Origin of the sequence: Sodalis praecaptivus (assembly GCF_000517425.1) — a bacterium.
GTDB classification, from domain to species: Bacteria; Pseudomonadota; Gammaproteobacteria; order Enterobacterales; family Enterobacteriaceae; genus Sodalis_A; species Sodalis_A praecaptivus.
In genome coordinates this window covers 905,356-924,545 of record NZ_CP006569.1, presented here as the reverse complement: position 1 = coordinate 924,545, position 19,190 = coordinate 905,356, and the positions used below count along the sequence as shown (strand labels likewise).

The 19,190-nt window shown below is 59.4% G+C and carries 18 protein-coding genes; 2 read left to right on the top strand and 16 right to left on the bottom strand.

What is annotated here, in order from left to right:
• The first annotated feature begins 136 nt into the window (after nt 1-136).
• Nucleotides 137-1,063, top strand: a complete 927-nt coding sequence (locus SANT_RS04220) for a LysR family transcriptional regulator (protein ID WP_025421056.1) — start codon at nt 137-139, stop codon at nt 1,061-1,063.
• Between the two features lie 126 nt (nt 1,064-1,189).
• Here the strand turns inward: SANT_RS04220 and SANT_RS04215 are convergent, their stop codons facing one another.
• The 16 genes from SANT_RS04215 to metG form a co-directional block, all read right to left on the bottom strand.
• Nucleotides 1,190-2,347, bottom strand: a complete 1,158-nt coding sequence (locus SANT_RS04215; RefSeq protein WP_025421055.1) for an MFS transporter — start codon at nt 2,345-2,347, stop codon at nt 1,190-1,192.
• Nucleotides 2,348-2,481: 134 nt separating this feature from the next.
• A complete protein-coding gene (locus SANT_RS04210; protein ID WP_025421054.1) occupies nt 2,482-3,204 on the bottom strand; it encodes a tetratricopeptide repeat protein in 723 nt (240 codons plus the stop codon).
• Nucleotides 3,205-3,291: 87 nt separating this feature from the next.
• Entirely contained in the window at nt 3,292-3,489 is a 198-nt protein-coding gene (locus SANT_RS04205) for a hypothetical protein (RefSeq protein WP_025421053.1), read from the bottom strand.
• A 343-nt stretch (nt 3,490-3,832) separates the two neighbouring features.
• Nucleotides 3,833-4,852 carry an NAD(P)H-quinone oxidoreductase gene (locus tag SANT_RS04200; RefSeq protein ID WP_038669166.1) on the bottom strand — a complete coding sequence of 340 codons (1,020 nt, stop codon included), beginning with the start codon at nt 4,850-4,852 and terminating at the stop codon, nt 3,833-3,835.
• 185 nt (nt 4,853-5,037) lie between these two features.
• Entirely contained in the window at nt 5,038-5,976 is a 939-nt protein-coding gene (locus tag SANT_RS04195) for a dihydrodipicolinate synthase family protein (protein ID WP_025421051.1), read from the bottom strand.
• A complete protein-coding gene (locus SANT_RS04190) occupies nt 5,973-7,016 on the bottom strand; it encodes an ABC transporter ATP-binding protein (RefSeq protein WP_025421050.1) in 1,044 nt (347 codons plus the stop codon). The genes SANT_RS04195 and SANT_RS04190 overlap by 4 nt, the downstream gene beginning before the upstream one ends.
• The gene (locus SANT_RS04185; protein WP_200867274.1) at nt 6,997-8,703 is read right to left on the bottom strand and encodes an ABC transporter permease; all 1,707 of its coding nucleotides are present in this window, start codon (nt 8,701-8,703) and stop codon (nt 6,997-6,999) included. The genes SANT_RS04190 and SANT_RS04185 overlap by 20 nt, the downstream gene beginning before the upstream one ends.
• A gap of 39 nt (nt 8,704-8,742) precedes the next feature.
• Entirely contained in the window at nt 8,743-9,873 is a 1,131-nt protein-coding gene (locus SANT_RS04180; protein WP_025421048.1) for a M24 family metallopeptidase, read from the bottom strand.
• 61 nt (nt 9,874-9,934) lie between these two features.
• Entirely contained in the window at nt 9,935-10,981 is a 1,047-nt protein-coding gene (locus SANT_RS04175) for an ABC transporter substrate-binding protein (protein ID WP_025421047.1), read from the bottom strand.
• A 27-nt stretch (nt 10,982-11,008) separates the two neighbouring features.
• Entirely contained in the window at nt 11,009-11,743 is a 735-nt protein-coding gene (locus SANT_RS04170) for a type 1 glutamine amidotransferase (protein WP_025421046.1), read from the bottom strand.
• A gap of 58 nt (nt 11,744-11,801) precedes the next feature.
• Nucleotides 11,802-12,467 (bottom strand): GntR family transcriptional regulator, encoded by a 666-nt coding sequence (locus SANT_RS04165; RefSeq protein WP_025421045.1) that lies wholly within the window; start codon nt 12,465-12,467, stop codon nt 11,802-11,804.
• 370 nt (nt 12,468-12,837) lie between these two features.
• Nucleotides 12,838-13,290, bottom strand: coding sequence for a DUF2000 domain-containing protein (locus SANT_RS04160; RefSeq protein ID WP_025421044.1), 453 nt, complete (start codon nt 13,288-13,290; stop codon nt 12,838-12,840).
• Nucleotides 13,291-13,336: 46 nt separating this feature from the next.
• The gene (locus SANT_RS04155) at nt 13,337-14,179 is read right to left on the bottom strand and encodes an AraC family transcriptional regulator (protein WP_025421043.1); all 843 of its coding nucleotides are present in this window, start codon (nt 14,177-14,179) and stop codon (nt 13,337-13,339) included.
• Between the two features lie 181 nt (nt 14,180-14,360).
• On the bottom strand, nt 14,361-14,738 hold the full coding sequence (locus SANT_RS04150; protein WP_158500145.1) for a hypothetical protein: 378 nt from the start codon (nt 14,736-14,738) through the stop codon (nt 14,361-14,363).
• A 204-nt stretch (nt 14,739-14,942) separates the two neighbouring features.
• The gene (locus SANT_RS04145) at nt 14,943-15,695 is read right to left on the bottom strand and encodes an SDR family NAD(P)-dependent oxidoreductase (protein WP_025421041.1); all 753 of its coding nucleotides are present in this window, start codon (nt 15,693-15,695) and stop codon (nt 14,943-14,945) included.
• A 317-nt stretch (nt 15,696-16,012) separates the two neighbouring features.
• Complete coding sequence (metG, locus tag SANT_RS04140) at nt 16,013-17,713, bottom strand: methionine--tRNA ligase (RefSeq protein WP_200867272.1); 1,701 nt, start codon at nt 17,711-17,713, stop codon at nt 16,013-16,015.
• Nucleotides 17,714-18,383: 670 nt separating this feature from the next.
• Here metG and SANT_RS04135 point away from each other — a divergent pair.
• Complete coding sequence (locus SANT_RS04135) at nt 18,384-19,190, top strand: HpcH/HpaI aldolase/citrate lyase family protein (protein ID WP_025421039.1); 807 nt, start codon at nt 18,384-18,386, stop codon at nt 19,188-19,190.

Here is a 19,190-nt window from a genome sequence, read left to right as displayed (position 1 = left end):
TAGGCGATGGGGCGATCCCGGCAGCGCCGGCGTGGGCTGGGGACTCTTCTTTGTAATGCATCGGCGCCTATTAATAAAATATCTTTTTTGTCCCTATCTATTCATTTATGATATTGCTTTTAAGGCGAGGCGGAAGATGGCGGCGGTAAGTTCACGGCAGATTGATATTTTTCACGCGGTCATGACCACGGGGAATCTGACCGAGGCGGCGGGGCTGCTGCACACGTCTCAGCCTACCGTGAGCCGTGAACTGGCGCGGCTGGAACAGCTGTTGCAGTTGACGCTGTTTGAGAGAATCAAAGGCCGTCTGAAGCCGACCCATGAAGGGTTGCGGCTATTCGAGGAAGTCCAGCGCTCGTACTACGGCATGGACCGGATCCTCGGCGCGGCGCGCGCTATTCGGGAATATCGCCAGGCGCAACTGTCTGTCGCCTGCCTGCCGGTATTTTCCCAGTCGCTGCTGCCGGAAGTGTGTCGCGCTTTCTTCGCCGCGCACCCGGAAATCAGCCTGAATATTATCCCGCAGGAGTCGCCGCTGCTGGAGGAGTGGCTTTCCGCCCAGCGTTTTGATTTGGGTCTGACGGAAAACCCGACGGCGCCAGCGGGCACTCGCCGCGAAACCCTGATGACTCTCAATGAAGTTTGCGTGCTGCCGCCCGGCCATCCCCTCGGCGCCAAATCCCTGTTAACGCCGGAAGATTTCCGTGCCCTGCCGTACATTAGCCTTTCCGCGACCGACAGTTACCGGCATTGGCTGGATAGGCATTTTCAGCAGGCGGGAGTGGAACGACAGGGGGTAGTGGAGACCCATAGCGCCGCTTCGGTTTGCGCCATGGTGCGCGCCGGGGTCGGGCTTTCGATTGTCAATCCGCTAACGGCGCTGGATTATGCGGCCAGCGGCGTCCTCATCCGACCCTTTAGTATCGCGGTCCCCTTCACCGTGAGCCTGATCCGTCCGCTGCACCGGCCGGCCTCCGCGCTGGTGAATGAGATCAGCGGCTTCCTACAGCGCTTCGCCGCCGAGGTGCCCGATCGACTTGCCCGCGTAATGCAGGCGCGCTGAGGCTACGCTGGCGCGTCGGCGTCTCTGCCGCCACGGACCTGCCGGCGTACGCTCCTACCGCCGACGAGCCGCTTAGGCACGGTCGCCCGTCGCCACGTCGCGGACGTAGCCGCACCTCTGTCGGCCTTATGCGGTCAACGGCCGGCGCGGCGGACGGGAAAAGGTCACCAGGCAGATAAGCAACCCACCCAGCGCTAACCCGCCGGCGGCCAGCGGCACCATGGTCAGCCCCAGGCCGGCATCAATGACCTGACCACCCACCCATGCCCCGAGAGCGTTGCCGATGTTGAACGCCGAAATATTCAGCGTCGACACCAGATTCGGCGCATCATTGCCGTGCGCCACGACATTGAATTGCAGCGCCGGCACGGTACAGAATGTCGCCATTGCCCAGAAAAACAGCGTGATTTCCGCCGGCCACAGCGTACCGCTGGTCCAGCGGAACAGCACCGAAAACAGCGCTATCAGCGCGAAACTCAGGATAAGCGCCACCGACACCCGCCAATCGGCGAGCCGCCCCCCCAGCAAATTGCCCACCGTTAAACCGGCGCCAATCAAAAACAGCGTCCAGCTCACGCCCCGATCGCTGATATGCGTCACCTGCAACAGCAGCGGCGCGATATAACTGAATAAAGTAAACATGGCCGCGGCGAAAAATACCGTCATCAATAGCGAAAGCAGCAGCCGCCCGTTACGCAAGGCGGACATTTCCCGCGCCAGATTGGCCGGCGCGGCGTTGCGCTGTGCCGGCAGACTGACCAGCAGCGCCAGCAGCGCCGCCGCCCCCAGTAAGGAGACGCACCAGAACGTCGCGCGCCAGCCGAACAGCTGCCCCAACCAGGTTCCGGCGGGGACGCCGAGCACATTGGCGAGCGTCAGACCGGTAAACATCAGCGCCACCGCCGAGGCGCCGCGGTTGGCGGGCACCAATCCGGCGGCCACCACCGCCCCGATACCGAAAAACGCACCGTGACAAAGAGCCGTCACCACCCGCGCTATCATCAGCAGCCCATAGCTATAGGCCAGCGCGCAAAGCACATTACCGATGATAAAGATCACCATCAGCAGCGCCAGACAGGTTTTGCGCGGCAAACGCGCGGTGGCTATCGCCATAATCGGTGCGCCGATAGCTACGCCCAGCGCATAGCCGCTAATCAGCCAGCCGGCGTCCGGCAAACTGACCGCGAGGTCCCCTGCGACCTCCGGCAATAATCCCATAATGACAAATTCGGTGGTGCCGATAGCAAAAGCGCTCAGCGCCAGCGCCAGCAATGCGATGGGCATAGCAAACTCCAATAGCGTTTCGTCCCCGCAGTGCGGGCACGGTTTATTATTAATAAGGGTGTGTTGGCAGAGTCAGAGGCAGGGCCTTAAATTATCGTTGTTATGCCGAGGGCGCCGCGCGGTGCGCAAACGCCTCAGTAAAGCGATACCCGGGTGAAATTGCCGCTTGCGCGCACGTTCATTCCGAATCCGCAATCCCCCGCCACCGTGGCCAAATCGGCGCTGTCGGGATGGAACGTCATCGTTACCCGGCAGCCGGGGTCGTTGCCGTCCGGCGGCGACTGCCAGATCGCGTGTTGTTGCTCAATATCGGTGAGGGTTGAAAACTGACCCATATTCGGTCCGTAATACAATCCCATCAACGGCATATAATAGCCGGAAAAACGAATGCGCCAGCGGCCCGCCTCCGGCATCACCGTCAGCGTGCTCCAGACGCCTTTGCCGGCATAGCGCCAATACCTTCCCATCGGGCTGGCGGCCAGGGCCGGCTGGAGCTGATCGAGCACCGGCTGGATCGCCAATAGCGCTTGGCGGCGCTCATCGCCGTCCGGCATCCGCTGCAACCAGGCGCGCGCCTTAAGGGGCTCACCCTCCGCCATAAGCGCCAGCGCGATATGGTGATAAGCGTCGGCCAGCGCCGCCGGCGGTACATGACAAAATTCACCCCATGCGGCCTGGGCGGTGTAGTGCTCCACCGCCTGATGCAGGTCGCCCTGGGAAAACGCGGCCTCCCCTGAACGAGCAAAATCGTTTAGCTTGCCACAATCCGCCGCGATCTGTTCATCGCTGGCCGCCGCGTGCGCGGCCGCCGTATGCAGTACCAGGGCCATAACGCCCGCATGCCATTTCCGTTTCATTCACCGCTCAACGTTCATTCAAACCGACCGCAGCAGCGATAATGAAACGGACGCCGACAGAAGTAAAGATACCGCTTACGCATGGTTTCAGGGATAAGGCACGATGGACAGTATAGTCACCCCCGCCTGCGGCTGATTAGCGGAGTGTGCCGCCGCATTTTTGACGGCCTCCGTCACCTCGGCGCTGGCGGTGGTAAGCTCGTTATCGCTTTCGACGATAACTTCCTGCGAGCGGTGGTGGCCCCCTTCTTGCCATTCATAGGCGATTTTATATTGTCTGCTCATACTCGGGTCCTCCGTTGCCGTTCTTGAAATATCTCGATCAAGTATAGCCAAGTCCCGCGGCGCTGCCTGCCGCTTAAGGGACGATGCGTTAACCGGCAGTGAAGAATGCAGCGTTGCCCCCCAGTGAAGGGGAACAGCGTTAACCGGCAGTGAAGGCCGCAGCGCTGCCCGCCGCTGAGGGCCATGACGCTAACCGGCAGTGAAGAATGCAGCGTTGCCCCCCAGTGAAGGGGAACGGCATTAACCGGCAGTGAAGGGCCGCCGCGCTGCCCGCCCGTAAAGGGGAGCAGCGTCAACCGGGAGTGAAGACCGCAGCGCCGCTCGCCGCTAACGAGCCGCGTCGTTAACCAGCGAACGCCGGCATGACTAATACGATTTTGCCGATATGGCCGCTACTTTCCATCAAGCGGTGCGCCTCGGCGGCGTCGCCCAGCGTAAAGACCTTATCAATCAGCGGCCGCACGTTGCCGTCGGCGAGCAGCGGCCAGACCTGCTGCTGCAATTCGGCGGCGATGACCGCTTTTTCTTCCACGCTGCGCGGGCGCAGGGTAGACCCGGTATGCGTCAACCGTTTGGCCAGCATGGGCATCAAATTCAGCGCTTTGGCCGCGCCCTGCTGCACGCCAATTTGCACAATCCTGCCGTCCAGCGCCGCTGCCTCATAATTACGCGCCACATAATCACCGGCAATCAAATCGACGATCACATCGGCGCCCCGACCGTCGGTCAGCCGTTTTACCTCCGCCACGAAATCCTGTTCACGGTAATTAATGGCGGCGTCGGCGCCCAGCGTCATCACCGCTTGGCATTTTGCCGCCGACCCGGCGGTGGCGATCACCCTGGCGCCAAACGCTTTACCGAGCATCACCGCGACGGTACCGATACCGGAGGTGCCGCCATGAACCAGCAGCGTCTCGCCGGCGGTCAGTCTGCCGCGCTGAAACACATTGGTCCAGACGGTGAAAAACGTTTCCGGTATCGCGGCGGCTTCGTTCCAGGACAACGCGCCCGGCACCGGTAATGCATTCGTTTCATGCACCACGCAGTATTCGGCGTAGCCGCCGCCGGCAATGAGGGCGCAAACCCTGTCGCCGTTGACGAAGCGGCTGACGTCTGCGCCGACGGCCACGACTTCACCGGCGATTTCCAGGCCGGGGATATCAGAAGCGCCCGGCGGCGGCGGATAATGCCCCTGTCGCTGCATCACGTCGGGACGGTTGACGCCCGCGGCCGCCACCCGCACGAGTAAATATCCCGGCGCCGGGCGTGGAACCGGCCGTTGCGACAACACCAACTGCTCCGGTCCGCCCGGCTGGTTAATCTCAATAATCTGCATACGGTCAGGGAGAGAAGACGTATTCATGATCGGATCCTTAGTAAAAAAAGGGAAAATGCCGCCCGTTCCGGCAGCCGATAAACGCGCCGCGGCGAGGAACAGGGTTATAGCATAGCCCAGCGGCATTTCCCTTTCTGTCCATTGTGTGGTGTGTGCGGGGATCGACGAGCTAATCACCGTGCAGGGCCGCGCCGCCGGCTCTGCACGCCGTTTTATCCGTTAAGGGCGGCCAATCGTCGCTCCAAACGGGATATTAACGCGTCAAGCTCCAGCAAATCCTCCCGATCCAGCCGGGGGCCAGGCTGGCGCAGCGCGGCGCAGCGGATCGCCCCGCGGCGGCGCAGCGTCTCTTTGCGCAGCGCCAAACCGATCCCGTATTGAAATTCATGGCGCAAGAGCGGTAAATAACAATCAAACACCTCCTCCGCCTCGTCGTCCCGCCCCTCATCAAACAGCCGGCACATCTGAACCAGCATTTCGGGATAAGCGAAGCCGGTCATCGCGCCATCGGCGCCCCGGCGCATCTCCTGGGGCAAGAACAGACCGCCGTTGCCGGCCAGGATACTGATCCTTCGCAGGCCACGCGCTTCGCTCTGGTGGCGCACCTGGCTCAGTTTACGCAGCCCGGGCAAATCTTCATGTTTGAGCATCACCAGTTGCGGCAGCGCCTCCACCAAGCGCAAAATCGTCTCGACCGAACAATGTACGCCGGTCGACTGTGGGAAATCCTGTAGGCACAGCGGGATATCGTCGCCTAGCAGCGCCGCCACCGACAGATAGTAGTTCACGACCTGCTCTTCGGTTTTTAAGTTGGCTACCGGCGCCAGCATCACTCCGGCGGCGCCGAGCGACATCGCGCTTTTTGCCAGCAGCGCCACCTGACGATGGGCAGGATGGCTTATACCCACCACCACCGGCACCCGGCCATTGACGCGGGTCATCACCCGGCGCATGAATAACAGCGATTCGTCGCTGGTCAGCTTGGGCGCTTCCCCCATCATGCCCAGGATGGTAATACCGCTGACGCCTTTCTCCAGATAAAAATCGATAAGCGTATCGGTACTGTTCAAATCCAATTCGCCGTCCTGATCAAACGGCGTGGCGGCGATAATATAAACGCCGCGGCTTTGCTCGCTCATTTTTGCGCTCATGATACCCCCTTCGCTGTGCGCGTTGTTGGACTCGGGTCCGTTTCATCCCGTGCAAAAACCATGGCGTCCTGCGGCGCAAAACCCCATTCGATGACCTGTCCCGGCGTCCGCTCACGTGCGCCGATGCCGGGAGGCGCGTAGGCGACGATCGTCTGCCCACGGCTGGCGATAAACACTTTCCAGTACAGGCCGCAAAAGGTCGCCATCGTCACTTCTCCCCGCACCGGCGCCGGCGGCTGGCGACCCGGCTCGCCGATGCGGATATGTTCGGGACGTACGCCAATGACCGGTCCAGACGGCGGCTGAATAAAATTGCACTCGCCGAGAAAACCGGCGACAAATCGCCCCCCCGGCCGCCGATAAAGGTGCTCCGGCCGCCCCGCGTCAATAATCTTGCCCTGATCCATAATGACAATGGTGTCGGACAGGTTCATCGCCTCTTCCTGATCGTGGGTAACGAAGACCACCGTCAGACCGAGCTCCTGATGTAACTGTTTAATCTGCAATTGCAGGCTCTGGCGTAAATTCTTATCCAACGCGCCAAGCGGCTCATCCATCAATAAAATATCGGGATTAAATACCAGCGCTCGCGCCAGCGCCGTCCGCTGCTGCTGCCCCCCCGACAGCTCCGTCGGCAGTCGCTGGCGGTAGGGCGCCAGACTGACCAGCGCCAGCGCTTCGTTAACCTTGCGCTCGATATCCTCCCGCGCCAATTTGCGCATCCGCAACGGAAAGGCGACATTTTCATAGACCGACATATGGGGAAACAGCGCGTAGTTCTGAAACACCATACCGATGTTGCGATCGGCAATAGACACCCGGCCCATATCCTTGCCGGCGATGTGTACCGTCCCCGCATCGGGTGACTCAAAGCCGGCGATGATTTTCAACAAAGTGGTTTTACCGGATCCGGAAGCGCCCAGCAGCGTACAAAATTCCCCGCGCCGTACCGCTAAATCAATACCGGGTAGCGCAACGGTTGCGCCGTAGCTTTTGCGGATGCCGACCAGCGTGACATCTTTACCTTGTAACGGTTGCATGTTTGGCTCCTTTACGGCTCAACACAGAGTGGGCAATAAGGATCGCGGCGGTGAGGGCAATGAGCAGGCAAGAGGCGGCGATCACCGTCGGATCGAAATCCATCGCCAGCCCCTCATACATCAGTTTCGGTAGCGTGCGGTTGCGCAACGTGGTCAAGAACAGCGCCATCACCACATCATCAAAGGAGGTGATGAAGGCAAATACCGCGCCGCCCACCAGGCCGGGCAACAGCGCCGGCAGCATGATGCGAACCCACAGCTGCCGCCAGCCGGCGCCGAGGCTCCGCGCGGCCAGCTCCAGGTTGGCGTCGAACCCCTGCAATGCCGCGCGCAGCGTCAGATAGCAATACGGCACCGCCAATACCGTATGGCCGATGACCAGCGCCGCCGAGTTCGCCATCAGCCCCAGCGGGCCGCACAAATAATAGAGCGCCACGGCGGTAATGATCGCCGGTACCGACATGGGAATGATAAACAGGGCGTCCAGCCAACCTTGATGCGCGCTACGCAATTTATGCATACCCAGCGCCGCCGTGGCGCCAAGCACCATCGCCAACAGCGTCACCATCGACGCCACCTGGACGCTTTGCCACAGCGCCGCCATCCATTTGCGCTGCGCAAAGAAATTGAGATACCAGCGCAGGCCATATTCCGGCGGCGGGAACGTCGGAAAGCTGCCGGTGCCGAAACTCATGGGGATCACCACCAGAATCGGCAGGATTAGAAACAGCGCGCAAACGCCGCCGGCCACCACGCAGAGCCCTCCCCCGACGCCGCGGCGCTGCACCGCCGACGCGCTGCCTTTACCGGCCGGCGGCGCCATCAGACGGCCGAGGCCGAACAACCGGTTAAACACCCAGAGTGCGCACAGCGTGATGAACAACAATACTCCCGCCAGCGCCGCGGCAATGCCCCAGTTCAGCTCATCGGTGATGTTGTGGGAGATCAGTTCGGCTATCATGCGCTGGCCTGGCCCCCCCATGAGCGACGGCGTGATGTAATACCCCACCGCGTTCATAAACACCATGATGGCTCCGGCGACCATACCGGGGCGGGTCACCGGCAATACCACTTTGAACAGCACGCCGAACGCGTCCGCGCCAAGGCTTTTCGCCGCCAGAATCAGCGCCCCGTCCATTGAGCGGAAGGAAGCATAGAGCGGCAGCACCACAAACGGCATCAGCACATGGGTCATCCCGATCAGCACGCCGTTGAAGTTATATAAAAAGGCGATGGGATGGTCGATGAGGCTTAAGTTGACCAACAGCCTGTTCAACGGGCCATTTTGCTGCAACAGCGCTATCCAGGCCGAGGTCCGCACCAGCGCGCTGGACCAGAACGGCAGCAGGACGGCGAAAAACAGCAGTTTCGCCAACGCCGGCCGGACCGTCGCCATCAAGTAAGCCAGGGGATAACTCATCACCACGCAGCAGCCGGTTACCGCCAGCGCGATGATAAAGGTATTTTGCAGCACGATACGGTAAATCGGCGTCGTCAGCAGATGCCGATAGTTATCGGCGGACACTACCCCGTGCACATAAAATCCCTGTTTAAGCAGCCCCAGGATCGGCCAGACGAAAAACAGTCCCAAAAAGAGTACCAGCGGCAGAATCAACAGCATGAGCGGGGAATAGCGCCGCCGCCGACCTGCCGGCCGTGATAATGTCGTACTTATAATGGCGGACATAGCATCTCCAAACTCTTGCGCCGTAGAATTCGGTTGGCGTTAACTGACGAACAGCTGGCGTGGAAACTGCGTAAGCCGCTCATAGCCGCTTTCGGTAATCAATAGGGTTTCCGACATACCGAAACCGCGCGCCAGGACATAGGTATGCAGCGTCATGCCGGGCGCGAATGACCAGCCGCAGCCCGGTGCCGCTTCCAGCGGCTCCCCGCCGTTGGGCGCCAGCAATAGGCCCACGGAGTAGAAAGTTTTGTTGGTATAGCTTTCGCGCAGTCCGGCGGATAATACGCCGTCGCGGTAAATAGCGTCCGGCACGGTGGCCGGCACGCCCGGGCCGACGGTCGCCAGGGCGGCATCTTGAATCGCTATCAACCGTTCCACCGTGCGCCGGTCGTCGTCGCTGGCCTCGCCCACGCGAATCGGCCGCATGAAACGCGCATGGTAGTGACGCACATTCGGCGTGGTCTCTATCTGTACAATGTCCCCGTGGGCCAGCACCCGATCGCTGTAGCCGCCGTGCAAATGAAACGCCCGCTCCCCCGAAGACATCACCCCCGGCCCCGGCAGGTCGCTGCCGGCCCGGATCATGGCCGCGCAGATCTGTGCCGCCATCTCCCGTTCACTCACGCCGGCCTGGGCTGAGTCGATAGCGGCCTGCATACCCGCCTCGGCCGCCCGCGCCGCGCCGCGCTGATAGGCAATTTCGGCGGCGGATTTGATAAACCGCATTTGGGTGACCAGCGGACCGGCGTCGGCGAAGCGCGCGCGCGGCAGCCCGGCGCAAATCGCGTTGAAGCGCGCCACGGTCAGCGGCCAGGCGGCCATTTCCACCGCCACGCTCGGCGCCTCGCCGAGCCGGGTGCGGATGGCGTTGACGGCTACCGCGTCTTTATCGTCGCTATCGCGCCACATGACGCGGTCAGGATAGCAGCAGGTACTGTCGAGGTAGTACGCCTCCACATCGCGACAGACAACCGTCGGCGCGCCGCTGGCCGGAATAATCGCGAACTGGAAAGAGGAGTAGGCGCGGGTAAAAAACCCCGTCAGCCAGGTAACGCTTTCCGGCATGAAAGCCAACAGCGCGTCGTGGCCCTGCGCCACCAGTTGGGCCTGTACCCGCGCCAACCGTCGGTCGTATTCTTCTTTCTCGAACCAATAGTTTTTTTCAACCATTTCCCACACCTTCATTGAGCAACGATCGTACGGCAAGCGCCGGGCGCCGCCGCGTCTCGGACTATTCCTGCATCATCGCGTTGTAGGCTTCCCCGGCGGCCAGAGAATGGTCCGCCCACCAGCCAATATCGAGAAAAAGTGCATTCGCCAACCGTTCTGGCGTGGACGGCAGCCGTTCGGTGCGGGCGGGATCGATAAGCGCAATCGAGGCGGGCGTCACCGGCCCATAGGCAACATAGTGGCTGAAGCGAGCCTGCACCTCGGGCTTAATGATGTAATTGAGAAATTTCACCGCCGCAGCCTTATTGGGCGCCCCTTTTACAATCATAAAATAGCCGACCTGCGCCACCGATTGGCCCCAGCTCATGGCGATGGGCTGACCTTCATCAATACCGGATTGAAAGCGGCCGTTCCAGCCAAGCGCCATCACCACTTCGCCGCTGGCCAACGCCTGTACCGGTTGAGCGCCTGAAGACCACCACATGGCGACATCAGGTTTGATTTGGCGGATCTTATTGAGCGCACGCGTCATACCCGCTTCGGTGCTCAACGTTTTATACACATCCTTGGCCGCGACACCGTCGGCCATCAACGCCGCCTCCAATACCGTGTCTGGTTTTGCCGGTAGCGAGCGCTTACCGGGGAATTTTTTCACATCAAAAAAGTCGGCAAAGGTTTTCGGACCGCCCTGAGGAAAGGCCTGCGTCGAATAGCCAATTACCGTAGAAAAAATCTCCGACGGCACCCCATAATCATTGCGCGCCTGGGGCAGCACCTTGCTTTCATCCACCATGGCGGGAGTTATCTTCTCAAACAGACCGCTTTGCGCTCCCTGCATCAGGCTGGCGCCGCCGGCGGTCACGACATCCCATTCGACGCGATGGGTATCCACCATGGCTTTGATGCGGGCGATGACGGGATTGGTGTCTTCTTGCACGTCAATGCCGGTCTGCTCGCTGAAGGGTTTGATCCAGGCCGCGCGGATACCGTCTTGATAAGCGCCGCCCCAGCTGGCGAACATCATCTCATCGGCCGCACGGGCCGTAGAGGCGAGGCACACCGCCGCCAGCACCCCGGCGGTTATCCACTTACTGCGTAAGGTTGTCATCCCGTTGCTCTCCCGTTGATAACTGCATTAAAGATTGACGCTTTCAGGGGGTACCGACGGCGAGGATTGCACCAGCGCCGCAAAACGGGTCAGCATGGTTTTCGCCGCCAGCGCCTCATCGGCGGTGGCAATCAAATGGTCGATATTTCCCCCGTCCAGCTCCATGCGCTGCCGGTTTTGTTCAAACCAGACCGGCGCCTGCGCCAGCGTGATTTCCGGGTGGCCCTGGATGCCCCAGACCGGCTGATCCCGGTAACGCCATATTTGGTTCGGGCATTGATCGCTGCCGGCCAACACCGTCATCGCGGGATGATCGGCGCGCACTTCGTCGTTGTGCCAAACGAACATATACGCCCGCGGTACAATACCGGCGGCAATAGGATCGCTGGCCGCGGCGGGAGTGGCGCTCAGCCATTTATTCCCTATTTCGCAATAGGGACGCCGAAAGACCTGATCGCGGCCGCACAGCGCCGAGGCCAATATCTGACTACCGAAACAAACGCCAAGCATTGGAATACGCCGCCGCGACGCTTCCTGGATCAGCCGGTGTTCCTGCAGGATAAACGGCACGTCTTCGTAGGCGCCGTGGGGGCTGCCCGAGAGGAAAATGCCGTCATAACCCGCCAAATCCTGCGGAAATTCATTGTTGAACGCCCAAAATCGATCCACCTCCAGCCCCCAGTGTTCAAATCGGTCGTCAAGCCGGGCGACGGTGGTGGTGGAACGACCGTTATGCAGATACAGCAATCGTTTGCGTTGCATGAAAAACCCCGTTTGGGTAATGAACGAAAGGGAAAATGGCGAATGCGCTAGCCGGCCGTCAACTCGGGGGCAAGCCGGTCACCGACTGCACAATAGCCTGACGCGCGCCTTCGATATGCCGCACCATTGCCGCGGCGGCGGCCTCGCCGTCACCGGCTTCGATCGCGGCCAGAATGGCCAGATGCTCTTCTCGCCCGGGAGCAAAGCGGCCCGGCACGGTTTCTTTACCAAATAAACGGGTGCGCACACGCAGCTCAGCAATGAGGCGCTGCAATAATCGATTGCCGCCGGTGTCGGCGATACTGAGATGCAATAAATCGTCGACCTCCCAGTGATAGTCAGCCGTCACCGTGGCGGGTGAAGTCATTTGCAATAAACGTGCGCGAATGTCGGCGATCTTACCGGGAGACATGCGACCCGCCGCCTGGCGAGCCGCATCGGCTTCGAGCAATTTACGTACCGCCATAATTTCAAGGATTTCGGCCAATTCAACGCCGTTGACCAACAGGGTGCGTCCAGAACGGCGCAGGAAATGCTTACTCTCCAAACGGCCGAGGGCCTCACGTATCGGCGTACGCGACAACCCCAGCAGCTCCGCCAGCCGGCGCTCGCTGATGACCTCACCGTTCACCAGCGCGCCCGATTTAATCATGTTTAATACCGCTTCAAAGGCTTGCTCGGTTAAAGACCGCTCGGTCACTTGCTGGGGTGCTATCGCGCTCAACGCCCTTCTCCTGTGTTTGTTTTTCCACGATTATGCCGCCGGTATGCTATTTGTATACCACTTACACACCACCGATGTCATCTAGCCAAGCCAGCTAAAAGCCGCCATCTGCGGCGAAAATGCCTTAATTTCGGGTAAAATAAGAAAACAGTATGACGCTGGCGGGAATCGCCCGGAAAAAGCGTGGATAAACGAGGGAAATACCGACAGACGGGGCTTAAAAGAAAACGGTGGAGCGTGAACAGCGGCGTATGGGTCCCCCTTTGCCCGCTGCGAACCCCATACGCCAGCGGGATGGGCGGCAGGTGCAGCGTTCAGCGCTGGGCGGACCGTTTCGCCTCAGCGCAATTGCAGACCGACCGTGGCGCTTTCAAGCGCCGCCGACCGGCCCGCCATATAACGCCAGCCCCGACGTCAGCTTGCGCACGCGCTTTTTATCGCCGGCGATGGCGATGCCAATTAATTGAAACGACTCGCTGTTCTGACCAGCGAGCGCGGCGCGAAATTGCGTATAGTCGGTGGTGGCTTGACCTTCTACCGGAAACAGCACCACATCCAGCCCCTGACTCGCCCCCTCCTGCCACAGGCGTTGCAGGTGCCGCGTATTGGCGGCAAGCACCGGAATACCGATGGGGATAAGCCCCGGCCACGCGCGTTGTCGGGCGTCGACCAACGCCTCCCCCACCAGACCGGGGTGGCGCTGGCCAAGGGTTAATGCCATCACCGCCGCCGCATTTGCCGCGCGGCCGGCGTCCAGCGCCTGACTGACTATCACCACACAGCGTTCCGGCACCGCGCTCACCTGTTGCTCCATTTCGTTCATCTCTACGCTCCTGTTATTGACCAAGGCGGTTAGAGTAGAAAGGGATTCATTCGCTGTCTGGAACGTTTGTGCACCAATACCGATAGCGAGCGGGCGTCATATGATAGGCACGACGGAACCAACGCCCCAGATGGCTCTGATCGGCGAATCCGACCTGTGCGGCGGCCAGGGCGGGGGAAACGCCCTGCATCAGCAGGCGGCGGGCCTGCACCAAACGCAACTGCACCAGCCAGGCATGGGGCGGCAACCCGAACGCCGCGCGAAATTCGCGATTAAGCCGGAAACGGTCCATGCCGGCAACATGGGCCAACGCATCCAGACCGATCTCCTCATGATAATGCGCCTGCAAATAATCGCGGGCGCGATTCAGGGCGAGGCGACTGACATTGGCCGGCGCGCTTTTCTTTCGCCAGGGATAGCCGTGGGTCAGACGGACGAGCAGATGCTGTAGGGCATGGTCTCGCACCATACGCGGCGCCTGATGATGCAAGGCGTTAAACGCCTCCCAGGTAGCGCCGGCAAGAAGCGGATCGTTTACCAGCGTTTGCGGAAAGACCAGCTCAAACCGGTCCGGCGCCTCGGCAAAAAGGGCCGGCAGGGTTTGACGCATCAGCGGTACCGGTAGATAAAGCATGCGGTAGGTGAAGCCGGCGCCATCCACCGCATCGCCGTCATGGATTTCGCCCGGCGCCAGCATAAACACTTTACCTGGCGTGCTTTGATGTTTCATGCGCCCCGAATGAAATTGTTGCACGCCGGCTTCGGTAACGCCGATGAGATAACTGTCGTGCCAGTGTGCATCAAAGGCATGGCCGGTGAAATGGGCGCGAAGGGTTTCAGTCTGGCTATCATCATCCCTGGCGATATCCACCCAATTGGCGTTTAGCATAGGCATAAGTCCGGGAACAGGTGCAGGATAGGATAACAAATCTACGCCCTATTGGGATGCAGGAAGGAAACGCGGTGTAAAGCGGATGAAAAACCTGGGTTAAGGTGGCCCTAAGCGCGCAGGCCAGAACGCCGTCCAGCATAACTTCTCGCGCAGCGGGGGACATAAGCGATAGCGCGGCTTAATCGTTTTCTCGGACGGTCTGGACCTTGAGTCTTTTGCCGTTCATTACACCCTTCACTTTATAAATTAGTCTGTTATCGCCGCAGGAAATCAGTAAATCCCCATCCCAGTCCATACGCAGCTGGCTGGGCGACGGACAGTGGTAGCCTGCACGCCGCAGGGTTTGCTGCGCGATCTGGTTCTGCTTCATTTGCCGCGGGCTGCCCGCATCTTGCCAGACGGGCAAATGCCAGCTGGCCGCATCGGCAAACAGTCGGGACAGAACGAACAGCAATAGTGTGATCGCAAATAGCGCGTTTAAAGGGCGCGTATCATTCATCATGTCATGCCCAACGAGAGAAAGCGCAACTGTAGCCGAGAAATTAATGCGGAACAATGATCCTGCGTTAGCTTTTCGGCCTTATGTCATTTCACCGCGAGCGCCGACCTCATCGACCCTGGCCGCCTGGCCCCGTTGCCGACGCTCGCCGAAACGCCGGGGCCGCCATAGCCCGCAACACCGAGCCTCGCCATCGCGCGCTCATCAAAACCCCTCAGCATGCCCGCCGCCGCGCGCAATGACAGCCCTTTTCCCTTGCCGTCATCCGGCCATGATGCCACCGTCCACCGGCAGGCTGACGCCGGTAATGAAGCTGGCCGCCGGGCTGACCAGCCAAAGCGCAGCGGCAGCGACCTCGTCGGCCTCGCAAAGGCGTCCTAGGGGGTGCAGGTCGCCGTGCTCGTCAAGTTTATCGCCAAACACCGCCTCGGACATGGCGGTCCTGACCAGACCGGGACAGACGGCATTGATACGGATACCGTGTCGGGCATATTCCAGCGCGGCGGATTTAGTCAACCCCAACAGGCCGTGTTTGCTGGCGGTGTAGGCACAGCCGCCGGTGTAACTTGCACGTAGCCCGGCGATAGAAGCAACATTTACAATAGCGCCGCCGGACGACATCATCAAAGGGATCTCCCGCTTCATACAGAGATAGACGCCGGTAAGATTCAGCGCCATTACCTGATGCCAGGCTTCGTCGGGATAGTCGGTCAATGGGGTAAACGAGGCGCCATCGATACCGGCATTATTGATGGCAATATCCAACCTGCCCCAGCGGGTGTCGATCTCATCAAACAGGCGCCGCAGATCGTCGGCCTGCGCCAAATCGGCGGCATAAAACCGGCTATCGCTGGCGGCAAAGGGCGCAGCGGCCATGGCCCGCTCGCCTTTGGCCGTGCTACGCCCTACCAGCAGCACCTGAACGCCTACACGAACCAGCGCGCTGGCGCATGCCAAACCGATACCTTCCGTCGCGCCGGTCACCAACGCCCTGCGTTTGTTGCCTGTGGTCATCTTGCCCTCCCGTGCCCGTTCGTCTGTCCCTGGCTCCCCGCGTTGGTTGCCTAACGTCGTTTCCGCTGCGCCCGTCCGCCTGCCCGCAGTCTGCGCCTTGGTTGTCCGTCGTCGTCTTGCTCTCCCGTGCCCGTTCGTCTGTCCCTGGCTCCCCACGTTGGTTGCCTAACGTCGTTTCCGCTGCGCCCGTCCGCCTGCCCGCAGTCTGCGCCTTGATTGCTCGTCGTCATCTTGCCCTCCCGTGCCCGTTCTGCGCACCGCGCTTGCCGCAGGGCGCACGCCTCCGCAAAGCCGATCCGCCGGGGCAAACTGGGGAGTTAAAGATCGGCGGGCGGCGGCGTCTTGCCCGCGAACCGCTGCGTCAACGCCTCCACCTCCCCCTCGCTGATTTTGCGAATCAGGGTTTCTGCCGGTGAAGTAATAGCCAGCACAGGCTGCAGCCAATCCTGCTGCAGCGCCGCTTTCGCGCTCGGCCAACGCGCGCCGTCGACGGGCAAAATCGCGCGGATACGCTCGGCAATACCGGGCGCGACCGGCGCCAGCACGCAGCTGTATACCCACAGCAGCCCCAGACAATTTTTCAATACCTGCGCCGATGCCAATGGATCGGTTTTCACCTGGCGCCAAGGCTGCTGGTGGGTGATATATTCATTGCCGCGCGTCCACATGCGCCGCATCGCCACGCCCGCCTTACGGTACTCCAACTGACGCATGTGATGCTCGTATTCGCTTACGTCCTGCGACAACGCCTGGTTCAGCGCCGGATCGGGGCTGTAGCCGGCCGGCAGCGCGCCGTTAAAGTTGCTCACGATAAGCGTCACCAACCGGTTGATAAAATTGCCCAAATTGTCCGCCAGATCTTTATTGATTATCTGCGCCATAGCGCTAAAGGAAAAATCGGTGTCGCTGGTTTCAGGCATCATGCAAAACAGGGTATAACGCCAATAATCGGCGGGAAAAAGCGTCAGCGCTTCGCCGGTGAACACGCCACGCTGGCGGCTGGTGGAGAATTTGTCGCCTTCATAGGTCAACCAGTTCACCCCTTTGATAAACGTAGGCAAGGTCCATGTTTCAGCGGTGGCTATCATCATCGCCGGCCAGAACACCGTATGGAACGGCACATTGTCCTTGGCCATGAACTGCACCAGCTCGACCTCCTCCGGCCGCTGCCACCAGTCGCGCCAGCACTCGGGCCGGCCCTGCGCCGCCGCCCATTCTTGCGTCATGCTGATATAGCCCAGCGGCGCATCGAACCAAACATAAAACACCTTATCTTCAAAACCCGCTTTGGGAACGCCGATGCCCCAGGCCAGATCGCGGGTAATACAGCGCGGCCGCAGCCCTTCCTGCAGCCATTTGCGCGCGATCCCCCTGACCGTCGCCGGCCAGTGGGGATGGCTGTCCAACCAGCTACGCACCGCCGGCTCGAGCTTGGCGAGATCGAGAAAAAGATGCCGACTTTCCATTAATTGCAGCGCACTGCCGGGAGAGATTGCCGAGCGCGGACAGCGTAACTCCGATGGATTAAGCAACGCGCCGCAACCGTCGCACTGATCGCCGCGGGCATCGGGAAAGCCGCATAGCGGGCATGTTCCCTCAATATAGCGATCGGGCAAGAAACGCTTATCGTCCACGGAATAAAATTGCTGTAGGGTATCGGAAAAGATAAAACCGTGCTGGTCAATGGCGGCAAAAACGCGTTGCGTGAGGCGATGATTGGCTGGCGAAGAGGTTCGGCCGAAATGATCAAAGCTGATGTTGAAGGCCTGGTAAATATCTTTTTGCAGCTGATGATTGTGTTGACAGTACGCCTCTATCGACATTCCACTGGCCGCGGCGCCGAGCTCGGCCGGCGCGCCGTGTTCATCGGTACCGCAAATAAATAACACCGTTTCGCCCTGCTGACGGGAATATCGGGCAAAAATATCGGCCGGTAGAATCGACCCCACCAAATTGCCGAGGTGCTTTACACCATTTATGTAGGGCAGAGCGCTGGTGATTAATTTCTTTTTCATCATATTGGTATCAAAATTGGCAAATGAAGGGAGCCGCCCCCCAATGAACATCATTATAGACGCTGACGCTATCAGCACCATTAAAGGCACAGTAAATATAATTAGCCTATTAACTGAATCGTTTGCTGCCAGGCCCTGTTAATCGATCCCGTAACGCATAAGGCTCTATGCATTGCGCTGGCCGCAGGGGGTTCTCATGTTAATGTGTGCGATATTAATTTTCAATCAATAACGGCAATGAAATGATAATGACGCTTTACTCTTTCGCCTATTATCAATAAGCCGCCTTTACGACATTTAACGATTTTTTCAATTCATTCATCACCCTAACCAATAATAAAACGGACAGCTAATAAAAGCGATAGCAAGCGATGAGTAAAATGACCGCCATGGCTATTTTTTTCGTTCACAATCTATAGTGATAAACTTAAATTATTTAATAAACCAACATCATCTAATTATTGAAATATTTTTGTGATGCGAATCACATTTCTATTCAATATTTAATTTTTTGATGGCGCATAACGCTTTTTATTATTACATATTTCGTAGGCTTATTCCCGATTACGTAACGCAGTCTATTCTATTATTAAAAATAATACTTAATTAATAATGAACATCATAACATTTAATTATTTTTTTATAATGCGTCTTACAGGGAGGGATAGTAGCGATGAAATTGAGAAGCTGGTTATGCGCATCACCTTTGAAAGAAAAACTGGTTGAAAAATGTGAAACCTATTCCGCGGATGTCATTCATTTTGATTTGGAGGACGCCGTGCCGCCAGGGAAAAAAGCGATCGCCCGCGCGGGTCTGAAGGCGGCTTTTCCACCCCAGCACCCATTGCCGGTCGCCGTCAGGATCAACCGACTCGCCACGCTTGAAGGGCTGCGGGATGTGCTGTTTCTCACCGAATTCAGGTTGCTGCCGACTATCATCATCCTCCCCAAAGCGCAGCTCGCGCGCGACGTATCGCTGGTCAGCGCCATTTTTCCCGACAGCTCTATTTTCGCCGTTATTGAAACCCTCGACAGCTATTTCGAGCTACGCCAATTATCCGTCGCCCCCGCCGGTCTGGCCGGCATCATCTTCGGCGCCGCCGATTTTGCCGTCGAGATGGCGCTCGATCCGCTGCGTGCCGCTCAGCAGTTGCGACCCATCAAAGCGGAGATCTGTCTGAACGCCAGGCGGCTCGGGCTGCGCGCAATCGATTCCCCCTGTTTCTTCCCACACCAGCAGGCGCTGCTGCAAAGTGAGATCGTGCAGGCGCGCAAACAGGGATTCAGCGGCAAGATCGCCATCCATCCGGCGCAAATCGGCCCCATTAACCAGGGGTTTACTACCAACGAAACGTGTCGCGCCCGCGCGCGGCGCGTGATGTCAATGCTGGATAAGGTCCCGGGGATTACCACCGACGCCCAAGCGATGCTCGGTCCGCCGCATTTGAGATATGCCAGGCACATCCTCGCGCAGAAATAG

Excerpts from the sequence above, each read along its gene's own strand:
- SANT_RS04220 (WP_025421056.1), top strand. The coding sequence starts at position 137 with ATGGCGGCGGTAAGTTCACGGCAGATTGATATTTTTCACGCGGTCATG.
- SANT_RS04215 (WP_025421055.1), bottom strand. The coding sequence starts at position 2,347 with ATGCCCATCGCATTGCTGGCGCTGGCGCTGAGCGCTTTTGCTATCGGC.
- SANT_RS04210 (WP_025421054.1), bottom strand. The coding sequence starts at position 3,204 with ATGAAACGGAAATGGCATGCGGGCGTTATGGCCCTGGTACTGCATACG.
- SANT_RS04205 (WP_025421053.1), bottom strand. The coding sequence starts at position 3,489 with ATGAGCAGACAATATAAAATCGCCTATGAATGGCAAGAAGGGGGCCAC.
- SANT_RS04200 (WP_038669166.1), bottom strand. The coding sequence starts at position 4,852 with ATGAATACGTCTTCTCTCCCTGACCGTATGCAGATTATTGAGATTAAC.
- SANT_RS04195 (WP_025421051.1), bottom strand. The coding sequence starts at position 5,976 with ATGAGCGCAAAAATGAGCGAGCAAAGCCGCGGCGTTTATATTATCGCC.
- SANT_RS04190 (WP_025421050.1), bottom strand. The coding sequence starts at position 7,016 with ATGCAACCGTTACAAGGTAAAGATGTCACGCTGGTCGGCATCCGCAAA.
- SANT_RS04185 (WP_200867274.1), bottom strand. The coding sequence starts at position 8,703 with ATGTCCGCCATTATAAGTACGACATTATCACGGCCGGCAGGTCGGCGG.
- SANT_RS04180 (WP_025421048.1), bottom strand. The coding sequence starts at position 9,873 with ATGGTTGAAAAAAACTATTGGTTCGAGAAAGAAGAATACGACCGACGG.
- SANT_RS04175 (WP_025421047.1), bottom strand. The coding sequence starts at position 10,981 with ATGACAACCTTACGCAGTAAGTGGATAACCGCCGGGGTGCTGGCGGCG.
- SANT_RS04170 (WP_025421046.1), bottom strand. The coding sequence starts at position 11,743 with ATGCAACGCAAACGATTGCTGTATCTGCATAACGGTCGTTCCACCACC.
- SANT_RS04160 (WP_025421044.1), bottom strand. The coding sequence starts at position 13,290 with ATGAACGAAATGGAGCAACAGGTGAGCGCGGTGCCGGAACGCTGTGTG.
- SANT_RS04155 (WP_025421043.1), bottom strand. The coding sequence starts at position 14,179 with ATGCTAAACGCCAATTGGGTGGATATCGCCAGGGATGATGATAGCCAG.
- SANT_RS04145 (WP_025421041.1), bottom strand. The coding sequence starts at position 15,695 with ATGACCACAGGCAACAAACGCAGGGCGTTGGTGACCGGCGCGACGGAA.
- metG (WP_200867272.1), bottom strand. The coding sequence starts at position 17,713 with ATGATGAAAAAGAAATTAATCACCAGCGCTCTGCCCTACATAAATGGT.
- SANT_RS04135 (WP_025421039.1), top strand. The coding sequence starts at position 18,384 with ATGAAATTGAGAAGCTGGTTATGCGCATCACCTTTGAAAGAAAAACTG.